The 21,271-nt window shown below is 39.3% G+C and carries 23 protein-coding genes; 8 read left to right on the top strand and 15 right to left on the bottom strand.

Features of this window, described 5'->3' with window-relative positions:
* Positions 1-2: 2 nt before the first annotated feature.
* Genes mraY through mraZ form a run of 6 tightly spaced genes read right to left on the bottom strand, consistent with a single transcriptional unit; the run spans position 3 to position 6,373 of the window.
* The gene (gene mraY, locus ML462_RS12715; protein WP_240714192.1) at positions 3-1,235 is read right to left on the bottom strand and encodes a phospho-N-acetylmuramoyl-pentapeptide-transferase; all 1,233 of its coding nucleotides are present in this window, start codon (positions 1,233-1,235) and stop codon (positions 3-5) included.
* Positions 1,235-2,701, bottom strand: coding sequence for a UDP-N-acetylmuramoyl-L-alanyl-D-glutamate--2,6-diaminopimelate ligase (locus ML462_RS12710; RefSeq protein WP_240714191.1), 1,467 nt, complete (start codon positions 2,699-2,701; stop codon positions 1,235-1,237). Before ML462_RS12710 ends, mraY begins: the two co-directional genes overlap by 1 nt.
* Complete coding sequence (locus ML462_RS12705) at positions 2,701-4,692, bottom strand: penicillin-binding protein (RefSeq protein WP_240714190.1); 1,992 nt, start codon at positions 4,690-4,692, stop codon at positions 2,701-2,703. The genes ML462_RS12710 and ML462_RS12705 overlap by 1 nt, the downstream gene beginning before the upstream one ends.
* A 6-nt stretch (positions 4,693-4,698) precedes the next feature.
* Positions 4,699-5,016 carry an FtsL-like putative cell division protein gene (locus tag ML462_RS12700; protein WP_240714189.1) on the bottom strand — a complete coding sequence of 106 codons (318 nt, stop codon included), beginning with the start codon at positions 5,014-5,016 and terminating at the stop codon, positions 4,699-4,701.
* Between the two features lie 6 nt (positions 5,017-5,022).
* Entirely contained in the window at positions 5,023-5,919 is an 897-nt protein-coding gene (gene rsmH, locus ML462_RS12695; protein WP_240714188.1) for a 16S rRNA (cytosine(1402)-N(4))-methyltransferase RsmH, read from the bottom strand.
* Positions 5,906-6,373 (bottom strand): division/cell wall cluster transcriptional repressor MraZ, encoded by a 468-nt coding sequence (gene mraZ, locus ML462_RS12690; RefSeq protein WP_240714187.1) that lies wholly within the window; start codon positions 6,371-6,373, stop codon positions 5,906-5,908. Before mraZ ends, rsmH begins: the two co-directional genes overlap by 14 nt.
* Positions 6,374-6,663: 290 nt before the next feature.
* Here mraZ and ML462_RS12685 point away from each other — a divergent pair, with 290 nt between their 5' ends.
* Together ML462_RS12685 and yihA are read left to right on the top strand one after the other, a co-directional pair.
* Positions 6,664-7,428 carry an alpha/beta fold hydrolase gene (locus ML462_RS12685; RefSeq protein WP_240714186.1) on the top strand — a complete coding sequence of 255 codons (765 nt, stop codon included), beginning with the start codon at positions 6,664-6,666 and terminating at the stop codon, positions 7,426-7,428.
* Positions 7,429-7,440: 12 nt separating this feature from the next.
* Positions 7,441-8,046: a ribosome biogenesis GTP-binding protein YihA/YsxC gene (gene yihA, locus ML462_RS12680; RefSeq protein WP_240714185.1), complete on the top strand. Its 606-nt coding sequence runs from the start codon at positions 7,441-7,443 to the stop codon at positions 8,044-8,046.
* Here yihA and ML462_RS12675 read toward each other — a convergent pair.
* Genes ML462_RS12675 through gldB form a run of 3 tightly spaced genes read right to left on the bottom strand, consistent with a single transcriptional unit; the run spans position 8,034 to position 9,709 of the window.
* On the bottom strand, positions 8,034-8,411 hold the full coding sequence (locus ML462_RS12675; RefSeq protein ID WP_240714184.1) for a GTPase: 378 nt from the start codon (positions 8,409-8,411) through the stop codon (positions 8,034-8,036). The genes yihA and ML462_RS12675 overlap by 13 nt on opposite strands.
* Positions 8,412-8,750: a gliding motility protein GldC gene (gene gldC / locus ML462_RS12670; RefSeq protein ID WP_240714183.1), complete on the bottom strand. Its 339-nt coding sequence runs from the start codon at positions 8,748-8,750 to the stop codon at positions 8,412-8,414.
* The gene (gene gldB, locus ML462_RS12665) at positions 8,750-9,709 is read right to left on the bottom strand and encodes a gliding motility lipoprotein GldB (RefSeq protein WP_240714182.1); all 960 of its coding nucleotides are present in this window, start codon (positions 9,707-9,709) and stop codon (positions 8,750-8,752) included. The genes gldC and gldB overlap by 1 nt, the downstream gene beginning before the upstream one ends.
* 106 nt (positions 9,710-9,815) lie before the next feature.
* Here gldB and nadE point away from each other — a divergent pair, with 106 nt between their 5' ends.
* Together nadE and ML462_RS12655 are read left to right on the top strand one after the other, a co-directional pair.
* Entirely contained in the window at positions 9,816-10,607 is a 792-nt protein-coding gene (nadE, locus tag ML462_RS12660) for an NAD(+) synthase (protein ID WP_240714181.1), read from the top strand.
* A 113-nt stretch (positions 10,608-10,720) separates the two neighbouring features.
* Positions 10,721-11,359 carry a response regulator gene (locus tag ML462_RS12655; RefSeq protein WP_240714180.1) on the top strand — a complete coding sequence of 213 codons (639 nt, stop codon included), beginning with the start codon at positions 10,721-10,723 and terminating at the stop codon, positions 11,357-11,359.
* On the opposite strand, the gene dnaG is transcribed toward ML462_RS12655, so the two are convergent.
* From dnaG to ML462_RS12635, 4 genes are all read right to left on the bottom strand, one after another.
* The gene (gene dnaG / locus ML462_RS12650; RefSeq protein WP_240714179.1) at positions 11,352-13,310 is read right to left on the bottom strand and encodes a DNA primase; all 1,959 of its coding nucleotides are present in this window, start codon (positions 13,308-13,310) and stop codon (positions 11,352-11,354) included. The two genes, ML462_RS12655 and dnaG, sit on opposite strands and share 8 nt — an antisense overlap.
* A 110-nt stretch (positions 13,311-13,420) precedes the next feature.
* Entirely contained in the window at positions 13,421-14,464 is a 1,044-nt protein-coding gene (locus ML462_RS12645) for a hypothetical protein (RefSeq protein ID WP_240714178.1), read from the bottom strand.
* Between the two features lie 108 nt (positions 14,465-14,572).
* On the bottom strand, positions 14,573-15,358 hold the full coding sequence (locus tag ML462_RS12640; RefSeq protein WP_240714177.1) for a hypothetical protein: 786 nt from the start codon (positions 15,356-15,358) through the stop codon (positions 14,573-14,575).
* On the bottom strand, positions 15,339-15,908 hold the full coding sequence (locus ML462_RS12635; protein ID WP_240714326.1) for an RNA polymerase sigma factor: 570 nt from the start codon (positions 15,906-15,908) through the stop codon (positions 15,339-15,341). Before ML462_RS12635 ends, ML462_RS12640 begins: the two co-directional genes overlap by 20 nt.
* A 134-nt stretch (positions 15,909-16,042) precedes the next feature.
* Between ML462_RS12635 and rluF the strand changes: the two genes are divergently transcribed.
* The 4 genes from rluF (at position 16,043) to ML462_RS12615 (ending at position 18,850) form a co-directional block, all read left to right on the top strand.
* Positions 16,043-16,843 (top strand): 23S rRNA pseudouridine(2604) synthase RluF, encoded by an 801-nt coding sequence (gene rluF / locus ML462_RS12630; protein ID WP_240714176.1) that lies wholly within the window; start codon positions 16,043-16,045, stop codon positions 16,841-16,843.
* 110 nt (positions 16,844-16,953) lie between these two features.
* Positions 16,954-17,376 carry a VOC family protein gene (locus ML462_RS12625; protein WP_240714175.1) on the top strand — a complete coding sequence of 141 codons (423 nt, stop codon included), beginning with the start codon at positions 16,954-16,956 and terminating at the stop codon, positions 17,374-17,376.
* Positions 17,377-17,407: 31 nt separating this feature from the next.
* The gene (locus ML462_RS12620) at positions 17,408-18,427 is read left to right on the top strand and encodes an AI-2E family transporter (protein ID WP_240714174.1); all 1,020 of its coding nucleotides are present in this window, start codon (positions 17,408-17,410) and stop codon (positions 18,425-18,427) included.
* 18 nt (positions 18,428-18,445) lie between these two features.
* Positions 18,446-18,850 carry a YkvA family protein gene (locus ML462_RS12615; protein WP_240714173.1) on the top strand — a complete coding sequence of 135 codons (405 nt, stop codon included), beginning with the start codon at positions 18,446-18,448 and terminating at the stop codon, positions 18,848-18,850.
* A gap of 34 nt (positions 18,851-18,884) precedes the next feature.
* Here the strand turns inward: ML462_RS12615 and ML462_RS12610 are convergent, their stop codons facing one another.
* Both ML462_RS12610 and ffh read right to left on the bottom strand, forming a co-directional pair.
* Positions 18,885-19,781, bottom strand: a complete 897-nt coding sequence (locus tag ML462_RS12610; RefSeq protein ID WP_240714172.1) for a bifunctional 5,10-methylenetetrahydrofolate dehydrogenase/5,10-methenyltetrahydrofolate cyclohydrolase — start codon at positions 19,779-19,781, stop codon at positions 18,885-18,887.
* 42 nt (positions 19,782-19,823) lie between these two features.
* The gene (gene ffh, locus ML462_RS12605) at positions 19,824-21,152 is read right to left on the bottom strand and encodes a signal recognition particle protein (RefSeq protein ID WP_240714171.1); all 1,329 of its coding nucleotides are present in this window, start codon (positions 21,150-21,152) and stop codon (positions 19,824-19,826) included.
* Positions 21,153-21,271 lie beyond the last annotated feature (119 nt).

The following is a 21,271-nucleotide window of genomic DNA, read 5'->3' as shown; positions in this document are numbered from 1 at the left end:
TTCTATCGAACCTTAAGCGTCACAATAGTTAGGATAGCCAGGAAAATCCCAACGATCCAAAACCGAACAACGATCTTGCTCTCATGTCGTCCTTTCTTCTGGTAGTGATGATGCAATGGAGACATCAGGAAAATCCTTCGTCCTTCACCATATTTCTTCTTGGTGAATTTGAACCATCCCACCTGCATTACCACTGAAAGGTTTTCTATTAAAAAGATTCCGCATAAAAGCGGGATCAATAATTCTTTTCTTGTTGCTATCGCCAGAACTGCAATGATCCCTCCAATGGTTAAACTTCCGGTATCCCCCATAAAAACCTGGGCCGGAAAGGTATTGTACCATAGAAAACCAACTAGCGAACCTGCAAAAGCAGTTATGAAAATTGTCATCTCTCCAGAACGAGGGATATACATGATATTCAGATAATCTGAAAAAATTATGTTACCAGATACCCAGGCAAAAATCCCCAGGGTTAATACAATTATTGCTGAAGATCCGGCAGCGAGTCCATCGATCCCATCTGTAAGGTTTGCACCGTTAGAAACAGCAGTTACGATAAAGATCACTATTGGGATAAAAATGATCCACGCATAGTTAACCAACTCAGGATTGATCCAGCTTATAAGTTTTGAATACTCAAATTCATTATTCTTCACGAAAGGGATAGTAGTACTGGTATCTTTCACCTCAGGTCCCATATCGATTACCTCGGCACGGGCGATCACATTTTCAGTGGGATTGGTTTCAGTAACCACCTCCTTGGTAGTGATCTGGGGATGAAAATACATGGTTCCTCCAACAATCAATCCCAGGCCTATCTGGCCAATAACCTTAAAAATACCTTTAAGGCCTTCTTTATCTTTTTTGAAAGTCTTTATATAATCATCCAGAAATCCGATCGCCCCCATCCATAAAGTGGTTACTATCAAAAGGATCACATAGATATTTTCGAGTTTAGCAAAAAGCAAAACTGGGATAAGCGTAGCGATAATAATGATAACACCTCCCATGGTTGGAGTTCCGGCTTTTTCGGTTTGCCCCTGAAGGCCAAGATCCCTAACGCTTTCACCAATTTGTTTAGCTCTTAGATAATTGATAATCCTTTTTCCGTAGATCGTAGATATACCCAGCGACAGGATGATCGCCATGGCCGACCTGAACGACAGGAATTCAAACAACTGCGCTCCTGGCAACTGATACTGCTCTTCGAGAAATTTAAACAGGTAATACAGCATTATTTATCCAGTTGTTTTAAAAATTCATTCACGATTTTGAGATCATCAAAATCGGTTCTTTTTCCATTCACTTCCTGATAGGTCTCATGCCCCTTCCCGGCGATGAGAATGATATCATTTGGTCCCGCCATCTGGCAGGCTGTTTTTATGGCCTGCTTTCTATTGGTTACACTTGTCGTCTTTTTGAAATTCTGAGGCTCAACACCTGCCTCCACATCCTCAATGATCTTATCAGGATCCTCGGTACGAGGATTATCGCTTGTAAAGATCACCTTCGTACTTAGCGAAGAAGCTATATGACCCATTTTTGGCCTTTTAGTGGCGTCCCGATCTCCTCCGCAACCAACTACCGTGATCACTTCTTCATTTTTAGTTCGAATACTGTTGATAGTTTCAAGTACATTTTTCAGGGCATCTGGCGTATGAGCGTAATCCACAATAGCCGTTACCTTTTCCTTTTCAGAGATCACATATTGAAACCTTCCATTAACTGAATTAAGTTCACTGATAATGCGAAGAATTTCCATGGTATTCAAACCTAGAAGATCTGCTGCAGCATAGATTGCAAGGACATTATAAGCATTAAAATTCCCGATTAGCCTGGTCCATAATTCCTGATCGTCAATTTTTAAAAGAAGACCAGTAAAATTATTTTCAAGGATCTGGGCCCTGTAATCGGCATAGGTTTTTAATGCGTAAGTATATTTTTTAGCCTTGGTATTCTGAAGCATTACTAGCCCGTTCTTATCATCGGCATTAGTAAGTGCAAATGCCGAGGAAGGCAGCTCATCAAAAAAGCGTTTTTTTACATCGCGGTATTCAGCAAAATCCTTGTGATAGTCGAGGTGATCATGAGAAAGATTGGTAAATATCCCTGCTTCAAACTTTAATGCCGTGGTCCTGTGCTGGTCTATCCCGTGTGAGCTTACCTCCATAAAACAGAACTCCACCCCGGCATCATTCATATCCTTCAGATAAGAATTAATGGTGATCGAATCTGGAGTGGTTCTTATAGCACTATACTCTTCATTTCCCACCATCACTTTCACCGTAGAAAGCAAACCGCACTTAAATCCCGCCTTTGTAAAGAGATCATATAATAATGTCGCAATGGTGGTTTTCCCGTTTGTTCCAGTAACACCAATTAGTTTTAGCTTTTCTGAAGGATTTTTGTAATAATTGGCAGAAATATAGGCGAGAGCTTTTTTGGTATCTTCAACCTCTATATAGGTTACCCCATTGATTTTATCTTTTGGAATCTCCTCGCACACAATTGCTAAAGCACCTTGATTTTCAGCATTCCTTATAAAATCATGTCCATCTGAGATGGCTCCTCTTATCGCAACAAAAACATCATTAAGTTTTACCTTCCGGGAATCAAAATGGATATCATTGATGGTAACACCGGTATCCCCGGTCACCGCCTTCATATTCACTTTATACAATATATCCTTTAAAACACTCATTAACTCAATTCCAGTTTTACTGTTTGCTTATTCTTCAGTTTCTGACCTGCTGAAACAGATTGCCTTTTCACCACTCCCTTACCATATAATCTAACTTCCAACCCAAGGTTTTCAAGAATTGAAAGTGCATCCATCGCCGGCATCCCCGTCACATCTGGCATCAATAATTTTTCATCCTGGATCTTGGCGTAATATTCTTCGAAATTTATCTGAACTTCTTCATCATTCACCTCCAGTGATTCCATTTCATCCATTACAGGAGTATCTGTATAGATCTTTCTCGCGATATCCTTAAATACGGGAGCAGCTACGATATTTCCATAGTACCCCTTTCTTCTGTTAGGCTTGTGAATTACCACTATACAGGAATATTTCGGATTTTCAGCTGGGAAATAACCCGCAAAAGATGCGATATATCTTCCCGGCTCAATCCAGTATTCTGTCTGGCAGGTTCCAGTCTTTCCGGCCATGGAAAAGTTTTCAGTATAAATATTAGCCGCTGTCCCACGTTCTACGGTTTTCTTCATCATCTCCCTAACTTTCTTCGCGGTCTCCACGGAACAGATTGCAGGATTCATCACCTGCTTGTTCATGGTAATAATTGGTTTATCCCTATCCTTTACTTCTTTTATGAACCTTGGCTTGATCATCTCACCATCATTGGCAATGGCATTATAAAAAGTTAGGGTTTGCAATGGTGTGATCGCTACTCCGTAACCGAAAGCCATCCACGGAAGGCTAAGACCATTCCAGCCCTTGTCTTGAGGATGAGGGATTCGGGGGGATCCCTCACCTTTAATTTCAAGACCAATCTTCTGGTTAAGTCCCATTGAATATAGTCGATCAACAAATTTTGAAGGATTGTTCTTATACCCTTCGGTGATCATTTTTGTAAAAGCAGTATTGGAAGAAACTTCAAATGCCTTCGCCGCCGAAATTTCACCATATCCACCATGGCGGGAATCTCTTACGGGACGACCATAAAATCGCACTACGCCATTTTCAGTATCTAATACTTTGCTTGTATCTATCACTCCGTCTTCCAGAGCCGCAACAATAGCCATCAATTTGAAAGTAGAACCTGGTTCATGAGCTTCATAGACCGCATAGTTTCTTTTCTCAAAGTATGTACCCTCTTTAGTTCTGCCCAGATTAGACATTGCCTTTATCTCACCGGTAGCTGTTTCCATTACGACTACAGTACCATGATCGGCTTCAAAATATTCCAATTGCCTTAAAAGGGAATGATGTGCTATATCCTGAATGTTCACATCTATCGTAGACACCACATCATAACCATCTTTAGGCTCTAATTCATTATTATCACTTATAGGTTTCCATTGCCCCTTGGCAATCTTCTGTTTTAGTCTTCTTCCGTCGGTTCCTCTGAGGTAATTACTAAAAGCTCCTTCCAGACCTACCCTGGTGAAATATCCGTTTTCATCCCTTCTTTCATAACCAACAGTTCGCTCTCCCATTTTCCCCAGCGGATGTTCACGAACTGTACTTTGTTCGGTGATCATCCCGCCTTTATAAGCTCCAAGGTTGAACATAGGGAACTCTCGCATTTTCATATAATCTGAATACCCCAGGTTTCTGGCAATTAACACGTAGCGTTGTCTATTCGCTCTTGCTGCTCTTAATTTTTGAGAATAGTATGAAGCAGGTTTCCCAAGCATTTTAGAAAGACTTTCTGACAGAGATCCAATATTTTCCTCGAAGTTTTTATCTGATACTGTTACCGCATCGAACCTTACATCATATTTAGGAACTGAGGTTGCCAGAAGATTTCCATTTACATCATAAAGATTGCCACGGTTGGCCGGAATTTTGAAGTTTTTAAGAGTGCGCTCCTCAGCCAGTTCCTTATAGTGCTCTCCGTGCACAAACTGGATATTGAGCAACTTGACCCCTACCGCTATCGCAAAAAGGAAGAGACAGCCAGCCACGAAATACATTCGATTCAGGATGCTTTTTTCGGTTGTAGCCATTTAAGGTTAGTCTTTTATTTTCACTCTTATCTTATTGGGTGGGGTCTCTGAAGGCCCTATTCCCTTTTCTACCATTTTCTCAGTTATGGTAGATTCCATTTTTACTCTCATTAAATTAGATCGCCTTTCCAGAAACTCACTCCTCAATTCAAGAACTTCTTTATTTAACTTTGCGATCTGATGTACTTTTTTCTCGGCATTATGCGAACTTGCGATCATAATTATTGCCAGAACAGTACAGAAAACTATAAATCTCCAGTTCTTTACCGCGTCTTCACTGATAAGAAAATTAGCCTTCAGAATATTGTAAAATCCACCTTTCATAACCAATTATAACTTTCTCGCTACTCTAAGTTTTGCACTTCGAGCCCTGTTATTCTGCTGAATTTCATCCTTTGAAGGAACAATAAGGCCATTCACTTTTTTAAATGGCACATCTATATTTCCAAACATGTCCTTTTCAGGTTCACCTTCAAAAAGACCACTCCTTATATACCTCTTCACCAATCTATCTTCTAAAGAGTGATAGGAGATAAGACTCAACCTTCCGTCGGGTTTCAAAAGCTCCTCCGTTTGCAACAAAAACTCTTTAAGAACCTCGATCTCCTGATTCACTTCTATCCTAATCGCCTGATAGATCTGAGCCAGTATTTTATTTTCTTTACCCTTAAATAAAAGAGGCTTTAATATTTCATTTAACTGCTCACTGGTCTCTATAGGCTTGTTCTTTCTTTCAGAAACAATTGTCCTGGCCAGTTTGGGCGCATTCTTAAGATCTGCATAAGCATAAAAAAGCTTTTTTAATTGCTCTTCATCATACTCATTGATCACTTCATATGCGCTAAGTTTATCTCCCTGGTTCATTCTCATATCCAGCTTCGCATCGAACCGGGTTGAAAAACCTCTTTCAGCTTCGTTGAACTGATGCGAGGAAACTCCAAAATCACCAAGAATACCATCCACCTGTTTTACACCGTAAAACCTCAGGAAACGTTTAATAAACCTGAAATTTTCATTGATCAGCGTAAAGCGTTCATCTTCAATTTTATTTTTAAAAGCATCTTTATCCTGATCAAAAGCAAACAGTTTCCCTTCAGAACCAAGCCTTTTTAAAATTTCCCTGGAATGCCCCCCTCCCCCAAAAGTTACATCCACGTAGACTCCATCAGGTTTTACATCAAGACCATCAACAGATTCCTTTAGAAGAACAGGATTATGATATTCCATCAAACTCATCGTTTCCCATCACCTCTTCTGCCAGGTCTGCAAAACCATCTGAAGAATCATCGAGGGCTTGTTCATATTTCTCTTTATCCCAAATCTCAACGATATTAATTGCTGAAGAAAGAACGATCTCTTTCCCAATTCCAGCAAAACCAATAAGATCCTTAGGAATAAGCAACCTGCCATTCGTATCAACCTCAACAGTCTTTACACCGGCAGTGAATTTTCTAATAAAATCAACATTCTTTTTCTTGAACCTGTTCAATCTGTTCATCCTGGCCATTAGAACATCCCACTCCTCCATCGGGTAAAGCTCCAGGCAATTCTGAAAAACCGCCCGCTTTATCACAAAACCGTTCTGCATCATGGGAGCCAACTGCTTCTTCAACGCTGAAGGCACTAACAATCGGCCTTTAGCATCTACCTTACATTCGTATGTCCCGATTAGATTTATCACAGTCAAGCTATATAGAGCCAAATATATTGAAAATATTACCACAATTTACCACTTTTTACCACAATGTTGATAAGTTTTACCACTGTATGTATTTGAAAACCTACGAAATAGCGCTACTGGCTTAGGATTCAGGAAATTGAAAAATGGTGGGTAAATGTGGATAATGGATTGAAAAAATAAGCCTGTTCATAAATTTCCCACTTGCCAGAAAAGCCTTTGCAGTTACTCAAAAATGATTATACTTGTAACGAAATCGCTATATTTGCGATTGCTAACCGCAAAGGCTATCAATGAAAGATCACTTAAGGCAAGAAGGCAAATTCACATATCTTGAAAAGGGGGAAGGAACGCCGATTGTTATTCTTCACGGACTTATGGGAGGCCTCAGTAATTTCGATGGCGTAACCAGTTATTTTCCGGAAAATGGTTATAAAGTTCTTATTCCGGAACTTCCGCTGTATTCCATGTCACTATTAAAAACCAGTGTAGGTACATTTGCCAAATACCTGAAGGAGTTCATAGATTTTAAAGGATATGAAAAAGTGATCTTGCTTGGTAATTCTCTAGGTGGTCATATTGCCCTCCTGGCAACAAAAATGTTCCCAGAAACTGTAGAAGCTCTAGTAATAACAGGTAGTTCCGGATTATATGAAAATGCTATGGGAGAAAGCTACCCTCGCCGCGGTGATTATGAATTCATAAAGAAAAAAGCAGAAGCCGTATTCTATGATCCAAAGGTTGCTACAAAAGAGATCGTAGATGAAGTATATGAAACGGTGAGCGATAGAAACAAACTTGTAAAAACCTTAGCGATTGCCAAAAGTGCCATCAGGCATAACATGGCTAAGGATCTTCCGAAGATGCAAACCCCTACCTGTGTGATCTGGGGAAAGAACGATTCTGTTACACCACCAGAGGTGGCAGAAGATTTCCAAAGACTGTTACCAGACGCAGATCTTTACTGGATAGACAAATGCGGCCATGCTGCTATGATGGAACATCCCGAAGAATTCAACCAGATTTTACATGACTGGTTGAAAGGAAGAGATATCTAAAAACCTGCTTCAATGAAAATCAAGACCGCTGAATTTGTGGTAAGCAACTCCAAGGTTGATCAGTGCCCTAACAGCACCTTGCCTGAATATGCCTTTATTGGGAGAAGTAATGTGGGAAAATCTTCTCTTATCAATATGCTAACCGGCAGAAAATCCCTGGCGAAAACTTCAGCAAAACCAGGAAAAACACAGCTCATAAATCATTTTCTGATCAATAAGAACTGGCACCTTGTAGATTTACCAGGTTACGGATATGCTCAGGTTTCAAAATCTACCAAGAAAGTCTTTCAGAAATTCATTACGGCATATTTCGAGAATAGAAAACAGATGGTTTGTGCGTTTGTTTTGATAGATTCACGCCATAAACCTCAGCCCATAGACATGGAATTCATGGAATGGATGGGCGAAAACGGAATCCCATTCTGCATAATTTTTACCAAAGCAGATAAGCTAAAGGAGAAAGCTCTACATAAGAACATTGAAAATTACAAAGCTGAAATGCTCGAAATCTGGGAAGAAATGCCAGAATATTTTATTACTTCAGCATCAGCCGGACTTGGCAAGGATGAAGTTTTAGACTATATAGACGGGATCAATGATCAGCTTCACGCCTCCTGATAAAGCTTCAGCCTGTTTTTAATTTTGTCTATCAACACATTAAGATTGTTGATCTCTTCAAATTCGGTTTTAGACACAAAAACTTCCAGACCTTTATTAGTCTGCGCCAGAATTACCGGGAATTCAAATTTGTGACCAAATTTCGAAGCGTAGGCTTTTAAGAATTCATCTTTGTGCAGAAAACTAGTTTCCACCTCCAGGTCTTTTCGGAAATCTTTCCAGGCTTTTTTTTCGTCTAAAGCGCCATAGGTTAGCTCACATAATTTGCACGAATATGAAGATGGATTCACCGCTTTATGCAGCGAATCCATCAAAGCGTTCAACTTACCTGAATCGGCATTATATATAAAAATGAGCTTTTCCAATTATCCTTTTTTGATCTCGGTTTTTTCAGCAAAATAATCACAGAAATCCTTCATGGTATCACGCATCTTATCATCCTGAGTAGCTCTAAAATACGTATCGCTCATAGAAACCAGCGTCTGGTGAAAGAACTTCTTCATTTCATCCACCGGCATTTCCTTGGTCCAAAGGTCGATTCGTAGTGTCTCCTGGTCCTTACTATCCCAAACTGAAAGCATTAACGCTTTGGCATCTTCCTTATAAACATTCCCATCCTGGGCGCTCCAGGTGATATTCTCCGGCACGTGATTTTCATCTGTGACTACCTCTATATTGATTTCAGACTTCTTGTATTGAGACATTATTTCTTAGGTTTATAGTTCGATTTATTAAATATTTCTTCAGCTGAAGTATTGAGCATTTTTTTGATGGACACATCATTCTTATCCATATAGGATCTAATGATGTTCCAACCGATATACTGACCAAGTCTTGATGGTGATTCGGCATCGAGCTGCAAATAGAACTTAGAGAAGGGTGCCGGATACAGGAATCTTTCATATAACTGAGAATCTGTATCAAAGATCAATTCGTTTTCAATGAAATATCTCCAGATCTGGTCTTCATTTGCTTTTGCCCATTCCAGTTCTTCTTCAGAATAACCAATCTTTTCCGCATCACTTTTAAATGGAATGAATTTATCTTTTAGATACAGCAGCTTACCGTAATAAAGCATATGAGACAAGAAAGTTCTGGACTCGGCTTTAGGAACATATTTCATGGCAATTTCATCTGCGGCATCTACCGATATTTGCTCCTTTCTGAAATTCTTTTTCAAAAACTCCTGAATCCCCACATAAAACTTATGTTCCTCTCCCAGGTAGGTATCAAGAGCTACAAAGAGGTAATCCCCGGTATAAAGACTTTTATTCTTGTAATCTACTTCTGAAGTGATCGTGATTACATCTGGCACCCGAAAATCTGGAAAATAATATTTTATGTGTTGAAATAAACTATGCAACTCGTCCGTCTGCTCTGAGAATTCGGGAAACTCTTTTAAAACCTCAGTTTCGATTTCCTGTTGTATACTATCATTCAACTTCTGTACCCAAACACTATCTGGATAATGTTCAGGAAACAGGAATGGAAAATCAGATTTTAAATCGGGTAAGTTTTCTACTGTTGCATCAGCAAATTTCCTGTCGAATCTAATCACATCAAATTCAACATCGATCTGTTCGATCTTAGCTTCAGTTTCAGATTGTTTATCACAGGAAAAAAGACTTAAAAGCAGTATTAAAAACCAAAGATTCTTCAGCATAATTCTCTATTGTGAAGGCTTTAACGCCGGTCCCTTTTAAAAATTGGCTTTAAGTATTAGATTTGTGGGGCAAAGGTATTACTTACAAACTAAATCACCCAATATTATGCAGATCGAAAAAGTGGCAGACCACATTATAAACTGGCTAAAAGACTATGCCACTAAAGCAAATATGAATGGATTTGTAGTTGGTGTAAGCGGTGGGATCGATTCGGCAGTTACCTCTACTCTTTGTGCAAAAACAGGAATGCCTACTTTATGCCTGGAGATGCCTATCCATCAGGATAAGAAACAAATAAGCCGAGCCAGAAAGCATATCGATGAACTAAAGCATAATTTCGCAAATGTTAGTGGTCTGGAAGTCAACCTAACCCCGGTTTTTGATCAATTCAAAAATGGAATGCCGCAACACCGGGAAACCTCATCCTTGGACCTTGCCCTGGCGAATTCAAGAGCACGCCTAAGAATGACCACTCTTTATTACTTCGCCGGACTGCATAAATATCTCGTGGCTGGAACGGGTAATAAAGTGGAAGATTTTGGAGTAGGCTTTTATACCAAATACGGAGATGGCGGTGTAGACTTAGGTCCTATTGCAGACCTTATGAAAAGCGAAGTCTATGAATTAGGCTCATACCTTAATATTATTGACGAAATAATGACCGCAGCACCCACCGATGGACTATTTGGAGATAGCCGGAGTGATGAAGATCAATTAGGCGCTTCTTATGACGAATTGGAATGGGCCATGAGGCATTCTGAAGCAGGAAAATCTGCGACAGATTTTGAAGGAAGACAACGTACGGTTTTTGAAATCTACACCAGGCTAAATACCGCTAACCAACACAAAATGAATCCTATACCGGTTTGTGAGATTCCCGTTCATCTAAAGAATTAATCCTTTTATCGAATTTATCTTACAGATTCACATTTTAAAAAGTCAAAGCCTTATTTTAGGTAAAGCAAACCAAACTCAACGAGTTACCCCCGGACTTGTTTTAATTAAGAATCATGTATCGAGTATTAATTGCCGACCACCATCCAATTATTCTGGAAGGTGTAAAATGTGTACTTCAAAACAATCCGGCCCTTCAGGTTACAGGACGTGTAGGCAGCGGGACTCAGCTATTCAACCAGCTGGAGAAAGAGGCACCAGATGTTTTGATTTTAGAACTAGATCTTCCCCAAATCAATGGGATCAACGCTATTAGGCGTATAAAACAGGAATATGCTGAAGTAAAAACTCTTATTTTCAGCTCACATCCTGAAGAAATGTATGCTTTAAGTGCTATAAAGGCCGGGGCTGCAGGATATATTTCGAAACATTCAGACACTGAAACCCTTGAGAAGGCTATTTATCAGGTTGCACGTGGCGGAATTTACCTGAACCGCAAGATCACCGAAAAATTGAATTCCGGCATCTCAAGAGGTAAGAGTTTAATTACAAAGTTTAAAAAACTCTCTACAAGGGAAACTGAAGTCCTTAATTTACTTTCTTCAGGAAAAAGAAATAAGGATATAGCAGAGGCTCTTGACATTAACGAGAAAACGGTTAGTACCTATAAAACCAGATTGCTAAAAAAGCTAAAAGTAGATAATGTAGCCGACCTAATTACGCAGTCAAGATTACTTCAGCTAAATACTACATAACTCTTCCCAGTCTTTCAGACAATAGGGTTCGTAGTTTATTGAAGCCCATAACTTCATTTTTGATATCTGTCCGCTCATCTTCGGTTTCAGCCACTCTAATATTTTCCAGGAGATCCTTTAGTTTAAGGTCAATTAGATGTCTACGTAAGTTTAAGATCGTCTGACTTACGAATTGATCTACGGTACTCTCCTTTTCCTTTACAGGAATATCGTGACGATCCCAGCTATGCAGTTCATATTGCTCTTCATGCATCAGAATATCTGTAATCTCTTTCGCCTGTTCCTCCTCGAGTTCATTAATAATGGTTTCAACACCAAATTCTGCCTCGCTGTTCAATTTATTGATCAGGATCCCGTATAGGTTTCTGAATGCTTCATTTGAAAAAGCGATCTCATCTTCCTGCAAATCCAGGTAAATCTTCTCGAATACTTTTGAATTTTGAACCTCGGGCTCAAGAATTAGCTCCCCGGTCTCTTCGTGTTGCTTAAGTAGTAGATCCTCGAAATCTTCCTCCCGGTTCCCATACATCAATAAGATCTTGATGATATTTCTCTCCAGGATATAAAGATGATCTACCTTAGTTCTACTGGAAGGCTCTTCTTTGACAACCTCCATTTTTTGCTTTTTCGGCTTTCCGGAGGGTTGGGTATTTTTATTTTCAAGCTGCGCCAGGGTAGCATATAGTACATCTTCATTAATATCCATAATACGCGAACACTCCTGGAGGTAAACTTCACGCTGAATATTATCTGGGATTTTGGAAATACTCACCACCATATCCCTGATTAGTCCTGCCTTTTTTACAGGATCATTTTTGGCTTCATCCATCAGCAATGAAGCCTTATAGGTGATGAAATCATGAGAATTCTCTTCCAGGAATTCCTTTAATTCATCTTCAGAATTGGAACGTGCGAAGCTATCTGGATCTTCACCCTCAGGAAAGGAACATACCTTCACATTCATCCCCTGCTCAAGAATAAGGTCAATACCTCTTAGTGAGGCCCTGGTACCAGCAGCATCACCGTCAAAAAGAACGGTGATATTTTTCGTTAGGCGGTTTATCAGCCTAATCTGTTCAGGAGTTAAGGCCGTTCCTGAAGAAGAAACCGTGTTTTCAATTCCGCTTTGATGAAACTGGATCACATCTGTATATCCTTCTACCAGATAACAATTGTCTTCTTTGGCAATAGCCTGTTTCGCGTAATAGATCCCATAAAGAACCTTGCTTTTATGATAAATATCACTTTCAGGAGAGTTAAGATATTTAGCCGCCCTTTTGGTGGTGGAAAGGATCCTTCCGCCAAAACCTAATACCCGACCAGACATGGAATGTATAGGGAACATTACCCTACCCTTGAAACGGTCGAATTTTTTATTCTCTTTTACTATGGTTAGACCCGTCTTTTCAAGAAATTCTAATTTATATCCGTCATCCAACGCTGTCCTGGTAAAAACCTCCCAATCATCAGGGGAATATCCAAGGTCGAACTTCTTAATGGTTTCGGGAGTAAAACCTCTTTCTTTAAAATAACTTAAACCAATAGCCTGACCTTCATCGGTCTTGTGCATTCTTTTCTGAAAGAACTCATTGGCGTATTCAGAGACAAGGAACATGCTCTCCCTCTCATTAGCCTGTTCTTTCTGTTCATCGCTTTGCTGAGTCTCCTCGATTTCGATCCCGTATTTTTTAGCCAGGTATTTAATGGCTTCAGGATAGGTAAAATGTTCATGCTCCATTAAAAAAGCAACCACATTACCACCTTTCCCACTACTAAAATCTTTCCATATCTGTTTTACGGGAGAAACCATAAAACTGGGAGTACGTTCTTCAGTAAAAGGGCTTAGCCCCTTCATATTACTTCCCGATCTTTTAAGCTGAACAAAATCCCCTATAACCTCCTCTACACGGGAAACTTCAAATACACTGTCTATAGTAGATTTTGAGATCAATTGATTTGGTTTTCTATTAGTTTTCTGAAATTAACGAAAATGATGAGGCTTTAAAAATATGAATTTCATATTTCTAAAGCCCCGCAAAATTACAAATTTATGTTGGCTAATTAATCTACATCAAAACGAAGTCCTACGGAAAAATTATGTAGCTCTGGATTCGGATCCTGAAAGATGGGATTTAGATCATATTTGGCATATAAAGTAGCCCAGCCCCAACCTAAATAGCCACTAAGTCCGTATACAAAATCGTTGGTATTGTAACCTCCTTTAAGTTTATCTTTCTGCTTATCGCCATCGATCTTATATTTCAGTTTTTGGCGTTCTCCTATCATTACCCCAGCATATCCCCCCAGGCCTATTTTAAATTTTCCATTTGTAGAATACCTAACATAATTCTTACTTTCTTGTTTTGAAGAAGGGCCAAATTCAAAATGCACTGGAGCCACCAACTTGTCCATTCTAAATTTAGACTTATCAAGATCATATTCAAATTCCTGGAAGAATGTTTCATCTCCCTCCTGTACATAATAGCGGTTGTCTGTAGCTTTCAAACCGTCAAACATGAATGAGAATCCGTATTTCAGTCTTAGCCAGTTAGAGTTATCGAAAACACGGGTTTTCCATGCCCAACCAATTTCAAAGAATCTACTACCTGCAATCTTAAAATCTGAATCATTTATGGATTGTCCGTCCTGCAATGCATTATTGAATCCAGCTGCAATCACCAGGTCGCTGGTTGTGCGCTTATCATATTTTCTTTCGCGTTCTGTACCGTCCAGTTTAACGCTGATAATCTTTCCCTCTTCCCCTATTTCAATATAACCGCGATAATCATTAGAATCTGCATTGCGCTCTTCCAGCTCTAATTTATTCTCCATAATTGTAATGCGATTTTCTATGTTTTTAGCATGAAATTCTGCCGCTTCCTTTTTAAGCACTTCAGCTTCCTCTGGAGTGATCTCCTCATCCTCCAGCCTTTCATTTATAGTTTCTACCTTTATTTTTAATTTTTCCTTTTCCTCTTTGATGATCTCCTCCTTTTTTAATTCAAGGATCTCCTCTTTTGTTTGAACATTTCCTTCCTGGCAAAACGCATAGTTACTTGAAAAAGTGAACAGGGCCAGGGTGATGTAAATGATAATGGTTTTCATAGAATTGATTGTTTTAAGTTTCCTTCAGATTTAGACAAAAATCTTCCTCATCAGAAATTGATTGATGAATGACCCTTTCGGGATAATTAATATTTAAATTGATTTTATTTAATCGTTTCTTGTTGCGACCGCGGTTTTAGCTTTTAGAAATTCCTCTTTCAGAAAATCAAACACTTCCTGTCTAAAAGATTGATCTACCTCGAATTCTACATCGGCCAGCAAAGCATCTGCGCTTACAACTCCTTCATGGTCAAGAATCCTTTCCTTGCTTAATTCACTAGCAGCCTGTGCAAGCAGAGCATCTACTTCAGCTTCGGTATAATCTTCAGCAATTTTCTCTCCTTTAGCCATAATGTCAAGAACTTCCTGAACTTTATTAACAAACCGGTCATTTTCACTTTCTGCCAACGGGATTGGCTCAAAAACTACAGGCTCTAAAATTTCCCTTTTTTTGACAGGATCAGACTGAACTGATTGTGACCTCTGGTTATTTTCAAATCTATTGCTCTCTGCAATTGCACTTTCAGAGTTATTCCTTTTAGATTTGATGATTTTAGATGGATCTGACGCTGAACTCTTTTTTTCCATATTCTCTTCGGAAGCTACCTGAACTGGTTTTGTCACCTCGTTCGATTGCGGTTTTTTCTGAACCTCAATATCGGCTGGATTATCAGCTATAGGAGCTGAAATATCACTTTGCTGGTTTACAAATAACAGGCTGGAAACCAAAATCGCTAACACAGCAGCTGCCGCTGAAAACCACCATTTTCTATCCGATTTTTTTTCAGCTTTGTTTAGCCTGGAATTCAATTTATCCCAACTCCCGGCCGACGGTTTGATCTCTCTCCCATCCAGCTTCTCCTTAACATGCTCTTCAAATTTCATTGGTGCCATAAGCTGATGAATTAATTGTTTTTATTTTTTCCTGTAGCATCTTTCTCGCTTTAAATAACTGGGATTTGGAAGTCCCTTCACTTATCTCAAGCATTTTTGCTATTTCTGAATGTCTGTAACCTTCCACTGCATACATGACAAACACCATTTTATAACCTTCCGGTAGGCTGTCTATGAGGCTTTGTATTTCGGCTACCTCCATTTCAGAATTTATATTATTGAAAACTTCATTGGTTACGTAACCCAGATCTTCCTGAAAATTCAGTTTTTTATGTTGTCTTAAAAAAGAAATAGCCTCTCTGACCATAATCTTCCTAATCCAACCTTCGAAACTTCCTTCCTCCTTAAAATCTTTTAAATATTTGAAAACCTTAAAAAAGCCGTTTAGTAATACTTCTTCCGCATGATGTATATCTTTAATATACTGCCTGCAAACGCTCAGCATTTTAGGTGAATGCAACTCATAGATCCTCTGCTGAGCAGAACGGTTTCCCGATGCAGCTCTTTTTATTAAAGAGGATTCATTTTTAAAAAGCTGTATTACTTTCACCATTTTCAAAAGGCCTTCTATTTATATAGACGACTGAAAGTTACGAAAGGTTGCCTGAGGTTTTTAATTTTTTCATTTTTTTCAATTTCGTCACTCAAAATCTTATCTCGTATCTTTGCGTCAGAATAGATTTTATGTCACAGGAAGTACGAATAAACAAGTATTTAAGTCAGTTAGGATATTGCTCAAGAAGGGAAGCTGATAAACTCATAGACCAGGGGAGAATTACCATAAATAATAAAGTTCCAGAAATGGGAACTAAAGTTACCCCTGGCGATATTGTAAAAGTTGACGGCGAACCTGTTTCTAAAGAAGAATTAAAAGAACCCAACGTATACATTGCCTTCAATAAACCCGTTGGTATTGTTTGCACTACAGATACCAGGGTTGAAAAAGACAATATCATAGATTACATCAACTACCCTAAAAGGATATTTCCTATCGGTCGACTGGATAAACCCAGTGAAGGCTTAATATTTCTTACTAATGACGGCGATATTGTAAATAAAATATTAAGAGCCAGAAATAATCACGAGAAGGAATATGTGGTTTCTGTAAATAAACCCATCACATCCGATTTCATAAAAAAGATGTCTTCCGGAGTACCAATTCTGGATACGGTGACCCGTGAATGTGAGGTAGAAAAATTAAGCAAGCATACCTTCAGGATCATTCTAACCCAGGGACTGAACAGGCAAATTCGAAGAATGTGCGAATTTTTAGGCTATGATGTTACCTCCTTAAAAAGGGTAAGGATTATGAATGTTTCCCTGGATATCCCGGTAGGCCAATGGCGTGATCTTACTGAAAAAGAATTAGAGACAATCAACAGCTTACTTGGAGATTCTACCAAGACCGAAGAAGGCTCAGTCCTCAACACTTCGGTAAAAACAAACCCAAGAAGAGGAAAACGCCCTAGAAAGCCTAAATCTTAACAGTTAATTAGCGCAAGCAATTATCGGTTTATTATTGGTTCTTGTTAATTTTAATTCGCTTCTATTAAGGCAATTATTCTATCTTTAATAATCTAAGAATTAAAACTAACATGAAAGTACAACCATTTCACCTAGCCATCCCGGTATCAGATCTTGAAAAATGCCGTAAATTTTATAAAGAAACTCTAGGTTGCGGAGAAGGAAGAAGCAGCGATCATTGGGTAGACTTTAATTTCTTTGGACATCAGCTGGTTATCCATTATCAGGATCCGCAGGAAACCAAGGCATCTACCTCGAACCCTGTAGACGGAAAACAAGTACCAGTTCCACATTTTGGAGTGGTGCTGCAGTGGGATGTTTTTCATGAATTCGCCAGCTTACTAAAAAGCAAGAATATCCAATTTGAAATAGAGCCATATATTAGATTTCAAGGCAAACCTGGAGAACAGGCAACCATGTTCTTCAAGGATCCATGCGGAAATGCACTTGAATTCAAGGCTTTCAAAAATATGGATCAGCTTTTTGCAACTTAATTGCTAAATTAAAAAGTCCAACCAACCATTCATGGATAGACTAAAACCTTCATTAGTACGCCAGTTATTTGTTCTGCTACTAATTATGTTTCTTACGGTATTAATAGTTACCGAAATTATACCATATCTCTCCGGGATTCTGGGAGCGGTGACTTTATATGTTATTCTTAAAGGCTGGATGAAGAAACTACTGGACAGAGGATGGAGGCCTCCCCTGGCCGCGACCGTTCTAATGGCTGCATCTTTCATTGGAATACTTATCCCGGTCTCCCTTATTGCTGTGATGCTCACTTCAAAAATAGGGAAAGCGGTTGCAAACTCTGAAAGGGTTATTAGTGCCATTAAACTGCAGATGAATAATATTGAGGATAAGATTGGCTATAGCCTTAGTTCTGGCATGGATACCAGTTCTGTGACCAACTGGGTCTCGTCGAACCTCCAAAATCTTGCCGGCGGCACCTTCAACGCATTCATCGCAATAGGCATCATGTATTTCATTTTATACTACATGTTAACGAACAAGTTATCATTCAGGGAGTCCATGATCACCTATATCCCATTAGGCCAGGAAAACCTACGCATCATTGGTGATGAAAGCAGTCAACTTGTAAAATCGAATGCCCTTGGTATTCCGCTTGTAGCTTTTGTACAGGGAATTATTGCCTTGATCGGTTTTCTTATTTTCGGGGTGCCAGATCCGTTCTTCTGGTTCGTGATCACCGCGATTGGCTCAATGATCCCCTTTATCGGAACCGCGATCGGGATTATCCCGGCTGCAATTTTATTATTTTCCCAGGGAAGTAACTGGGAGGGCGTTGCTATTCTAATCTATGGCTTCGTGATTGTTGGTTCCACAGATAATATCATAAGATTATATGTCCTGGAAAGGTTAGCCAGTGTACATCCATTGATAACTCTCATTGGTGTTATCGTTGGCGTTCCTCTTTTCGGTTTTATCGGGCTAATTTTTGGCCCTCTGTTAATATCCCTTTTTCTTCTTATTCTGAAAATTTATAAAAAGGAATATGGGAATGCACATCACAATTTATAGCCACTTAAATCAACTTATATGTTTGGAAAAAAGAAGAATGAAATAGTAGATGAAGACTTTGTAAAAACTGAAGTTACAAAGATCGATGATGATGATGTCACCATTGCTATGGACAGCCAGGAAGAAATTGACAAAAAGATCAATAATTCCGGACTATTGCAAAAGTATAGCGAACTGGGAAAAGTAATGTTCGGGATGTTAAAAGACTACCGGAAAGGTGTTTATTCCAAAGTCCCCTGGTTTACTATTGCCACCATCGCCTTCGCCTTTTTATATATCCTTAATCCGTTGGACATCGTTCCAGATTTTATTCCGGGGATAGGATACATCGATGACCTGGCGATCTTAACTTTTGGATTGAGGTTCATAGAATCTGATCTGCACAACTATTTAGACTGGAAACTCGAGCAACAGGAAGCATAAAAAAAGGGAAGTTTAAAACTTCCCTTTTTCAATATTATTTTGCCTCCATGGCTCTTTTTTTATGTCTTTCTCTCGCTAGCAAAGTGTTCTTAAGTAGCATGGAAACCGTCATGGGTCCTACTCCACCCGGCACCGGAGTGATATATGAACATCGCTTACTTACGTTATCAAAATCAACATCTCCCTTTATTACATAGCCTCTTTCCGCATTATCATCCGGAACCCGTGTAATTCCTACATCGATGATTACTGCATCATCCTTGATCATTTCCCCTTTAAGAAAATCTGGGATACCAACTGCTATGATTATTATATCTGCCTGGGAAGTTACCTGGGTAATATTCTTTGTAAATTCATGAGTTAAAGTTACCGTTGAATTCCCTGGGAATCCACTTCTTCCCATTAAAATACTCATAGGTCTACCTACAATATAACTTCTCCCAATTACAACGGTATGCTTTCCTTTGGTAGGAATATCATAACGCTCTAAAAGTTCCAGAATCCCAAACGGAGTTGCAGGGATAAATGTTGTCATATCCAACGCCATCTTTCCGAAGTTGGTAGGATGAAAACCATCTACATCTTTATCTGGATCTACCGCATTCAGAACTTTCTGGGTATCGATCTGAGGAGGTAGCGGCAACTGTACTATAAAACCATCGATATCATCATTCTTATTTAGCTCTTCAATTTTATCCAGCAACTCAAGTTCGCTAATAGTATTCGGAAGTCTGTACAGCGAAGATTCGAAACCTACCCTTTCGCAGGCCTTTACCTTAGAATTCACGTAAGTCATGCTTGCACCATCCTTACCAACTATAATAGCGGCTAGGTGAGGCACCTTCTCCCCACGCTTTTTGATTTTGGTAACCTCAGCTGCGATCTCGTCCTTGATATCGTTACTGATCTTCTTACCGTCGAGAATTGTCATTAAATGTTGTGTGTTAGTTGTTGTGTATATAGAGAGAGAAAATTATTGCATTCCCTTCATCATTTGCATCATTTTTCGACCACCGCCACCTTGCATCATCTTCATCATTTTACCCATCTGGTTGAATTGCTTCAATAGCTGATTCACTTCCTGCGCAGAAGTCCCCGACCCCTTAGCGATTCTTTTCTTTCTGCTGGCGTTGATGATCTTTGGCTCACTTCTTTCCCCAGGAGTCATTGAATGAATGATCGCTTCAATTCCTTTAAAAGCATCATCATCAATATCGACATCCTTAAGCATTTTACCTGCTCCCGGGATCATTCCCATAAGATCTTTCATAGATCCCATTTTCTTGATCTGCTGAAGTTGATTCAGGAAATCATCAAATCCGAAGGCATTCTTAGCGATTTTCTTCTGAAGCTTTCTAGCTTCTTCTTCATCATACTGCTCCTGAGCTCTTTCCACAAGAGATACAACATCCCCCATCCCGAGGATCCTGTCGGCCATACGAGAAGGATAGAAAATATCGATTGCATCCATTTTTTCACCGGTACCGATGAACTTGATAGGCTTATTTACGACCGATTTAATAGAGATTGCGGCACCACCACGGGTATCACCATCTAATTTTGTAAGGATAACCCCGTCAAAATTCAGCCTTTCGTTGAAGGTTTTAGCCGTATTTACCGCATCCTGACCAGTCATAGAATCCACTACGAATAAAGTTTCGTGCGGTTCGATAGCCTGGTGAATATTCGATATCTCGGTCATCATCGCTTCATCTACCGCAAGACGCCCTGCGGTATCGATAATCACTACATTATGTCCATTATCTTTAGCATAAGCGATAGCATCTCTAGAGATCGCAACCGGATCTTGATTTCCTTCGTCTGAATACACCTCAACACCAACCTGCTCTCCAACAACGTGGAGCTGGTTGATCGCCGCCGGACGGTACACGTCACAAGCTACCAAAAGAGGTTTCTTAGTCTTTTTATTTTTAAGGAAATTCGCCAGCTTACCAGAGAACGTGGTTTTACCACTACCCTGCAAACCAGACATTAAAATCACAGAAGGATTTCCGGAAAGATTAATGCCTTCAGCTTCACCACCCATTAATTCGGTAAGCTCATCTTTTACAAGCTTCACCATTAACTGTCCTGGTTTCAATGTATTTAATACATTTTGCCCAAGAGCTTTTTCCTTAACCGTATTGGTGAATTCCTTGGCAATCTTGTAGTTCACATCGGCATCTACCAAAGCACGCCTTACTTCTTTAAGACTTTCCGCAACATTAATCTCTGTAATCTGGCCGTGTCCTTTTAAAACGTGAAAGGCACTATCTAACTTATCGCTTAAATTATCAAACATAATTTTTCCTGTGATTTTATTCTATAGCTGCAAAGCAGCGAATTGCAAATTTAATGATTTGAAGCTGAAAGAGAAAGTTCAAAAATTAAAATTCCATTTCGGTTGAGATGCTGAAACAA

This window comes from Christiangramia lutea (assembly GCF_022489035.1).
GTDB classification, from domain to species: domain Bacteria; phylum Bacteroidota; class Bacteroidia; order Flavobacteriales; family Flavobacteriaceae; genus Christiangramia; species Christiangramia lutea.
This window is presented reverse-complemented; position numbering and strand designations above follow the sequence as displayed.

Excerpts from the sequence above, each read along its gene's own strand:
- mraY (WP_240714192.1), bottom strand. The coding sequence starts at position 1,235 with ATGCTGTATTACCTGTTTAAATTTCTCGAAGAGCAGTATCAGTTGCCA.
- ML462_RS12710 (WP_240714191.1), bottom strand. The coding sequence starts at position 2,701 with ATGAGTGTTTTAAAGGATATATTGTATAAAGTGAATATGAAGGCGGTG.
- ML462_RS12705 (WP_240714190.1), bottom strand. The coding sequence starts at position 4,692 with ATGGCTACAACCGAAAAAAGCATCCTGAATCGAATGTATTTCGTGGCT.
- ML462_RS12700 (WP_240714189.1), bottom strand. The coding sequence starts at position 5,016 with ATGAAAGGTGGATTTTACAATATTCTGAAGGCTAATTTTCTTATCAGT.
- rsmH (WP_240714188.1), bottom strand. The coding sequence starts at position 5,919 with ATGGAATATCATAATCCTGTTCTTCTAAAGGAATCTGTTGATGGTCTT.
- ML462_RS12685 (WP_240714186.1), top strand. The coding sequence starts at position 6,664 with ATGAAAGATCACTTAAGGCAAGAAGGCAAATTCACATATCTTGAAAAG.
- yihA (WP_240714185.1), top strand. The coding sequence starts at position 7,441 with ATGAAAATCAAGACCGCTGAATTTGTGGTAAGCAACTCCAAGGTTGAT.
- gldC (WP_240714183.1), bottom strand. The coding sequence starts at position 8,750 with ATGTCTCAATACAAGAAGTCTGAAATCAATATAGAGGTAGTCACAGAT.
- gldB (WP_240714182.1), bottom strand. The coding sequence starts at position 9,709 with ATGCTGAAGAATCTTTGGTTTTTAATACTGCTTTTAAGTCTTTTTTCC.
- nadE (WP_240714181.1), top strand. The coding sequence starts at position 9,816 with ATGCAGATCGAAAAAGTGGCAGACCACATTATAAACTGGCTAAAAGAC.
- ML462_RS12655 (WP_240714180.1), top strand. The coding sequence starts at position 10,721 with ATGTATCGAGTATTAATTGCCGACCACCATCCAATTATTCTGGAAGGT.
- ML462_RS12645 (WP_240714178.1), bottom strand. The coding sequence starts at position 14,464 with ATGAAAACCATTATCATTTACATCACCCTGGCCCTGTTCACTTTTTCA.
- ML462_RS12640 (WP_240714177.1), bottom strand. The coding sequence starts at position 15,358 with ATGGCACCAATGAAATTTGAAGAGCATGTTAAGGAGAAGCTGGATGGG.
- rluF (WP_240714176.1), top strand. The coding sequence starts at position 16,043 with ATGTCACAGGAAGTACGAATAAACAAGTATTTAAGTCAGTTAGGATAT.
- ML462_RS12625 (WP_240714175.1), top strand. The coding sequence starts at position 16,954 with ATGAAAGTACAACCATTTCACCTAGCCATCCCGGTATCAGATCTTGAA.
- ML462_RS12620 (WP_240714174.1), top strand. The coding sequence starts at position 17,408 with ATGGATAGACTAAAACCTTCATTAGTACGCCAGTTATTTGTTCTGCTA.
- ML462_RS12615 (WP_240714173.1), top strand. The coding sequence starts at position 18,446 with ATGTTTGGAAAAAAGAAGAATGAAATAGTAGATGAAGACTTTGTAAAA.
- ML462_RS12610 (WP_240714172.1), bottom strand. The coding sequence starts at position 19,781 with ATGACAATTCTCGACGGTAAGAAGATCAGTAACGATATCAAGGACGAG.
- ffh (WP_240714171.1), bottom strand. The coding sequence starts at position 21,152 with ATGTTTGATAATTTAAGCGATAAGTTAGATAGTGCCTTTCACGTTTTA.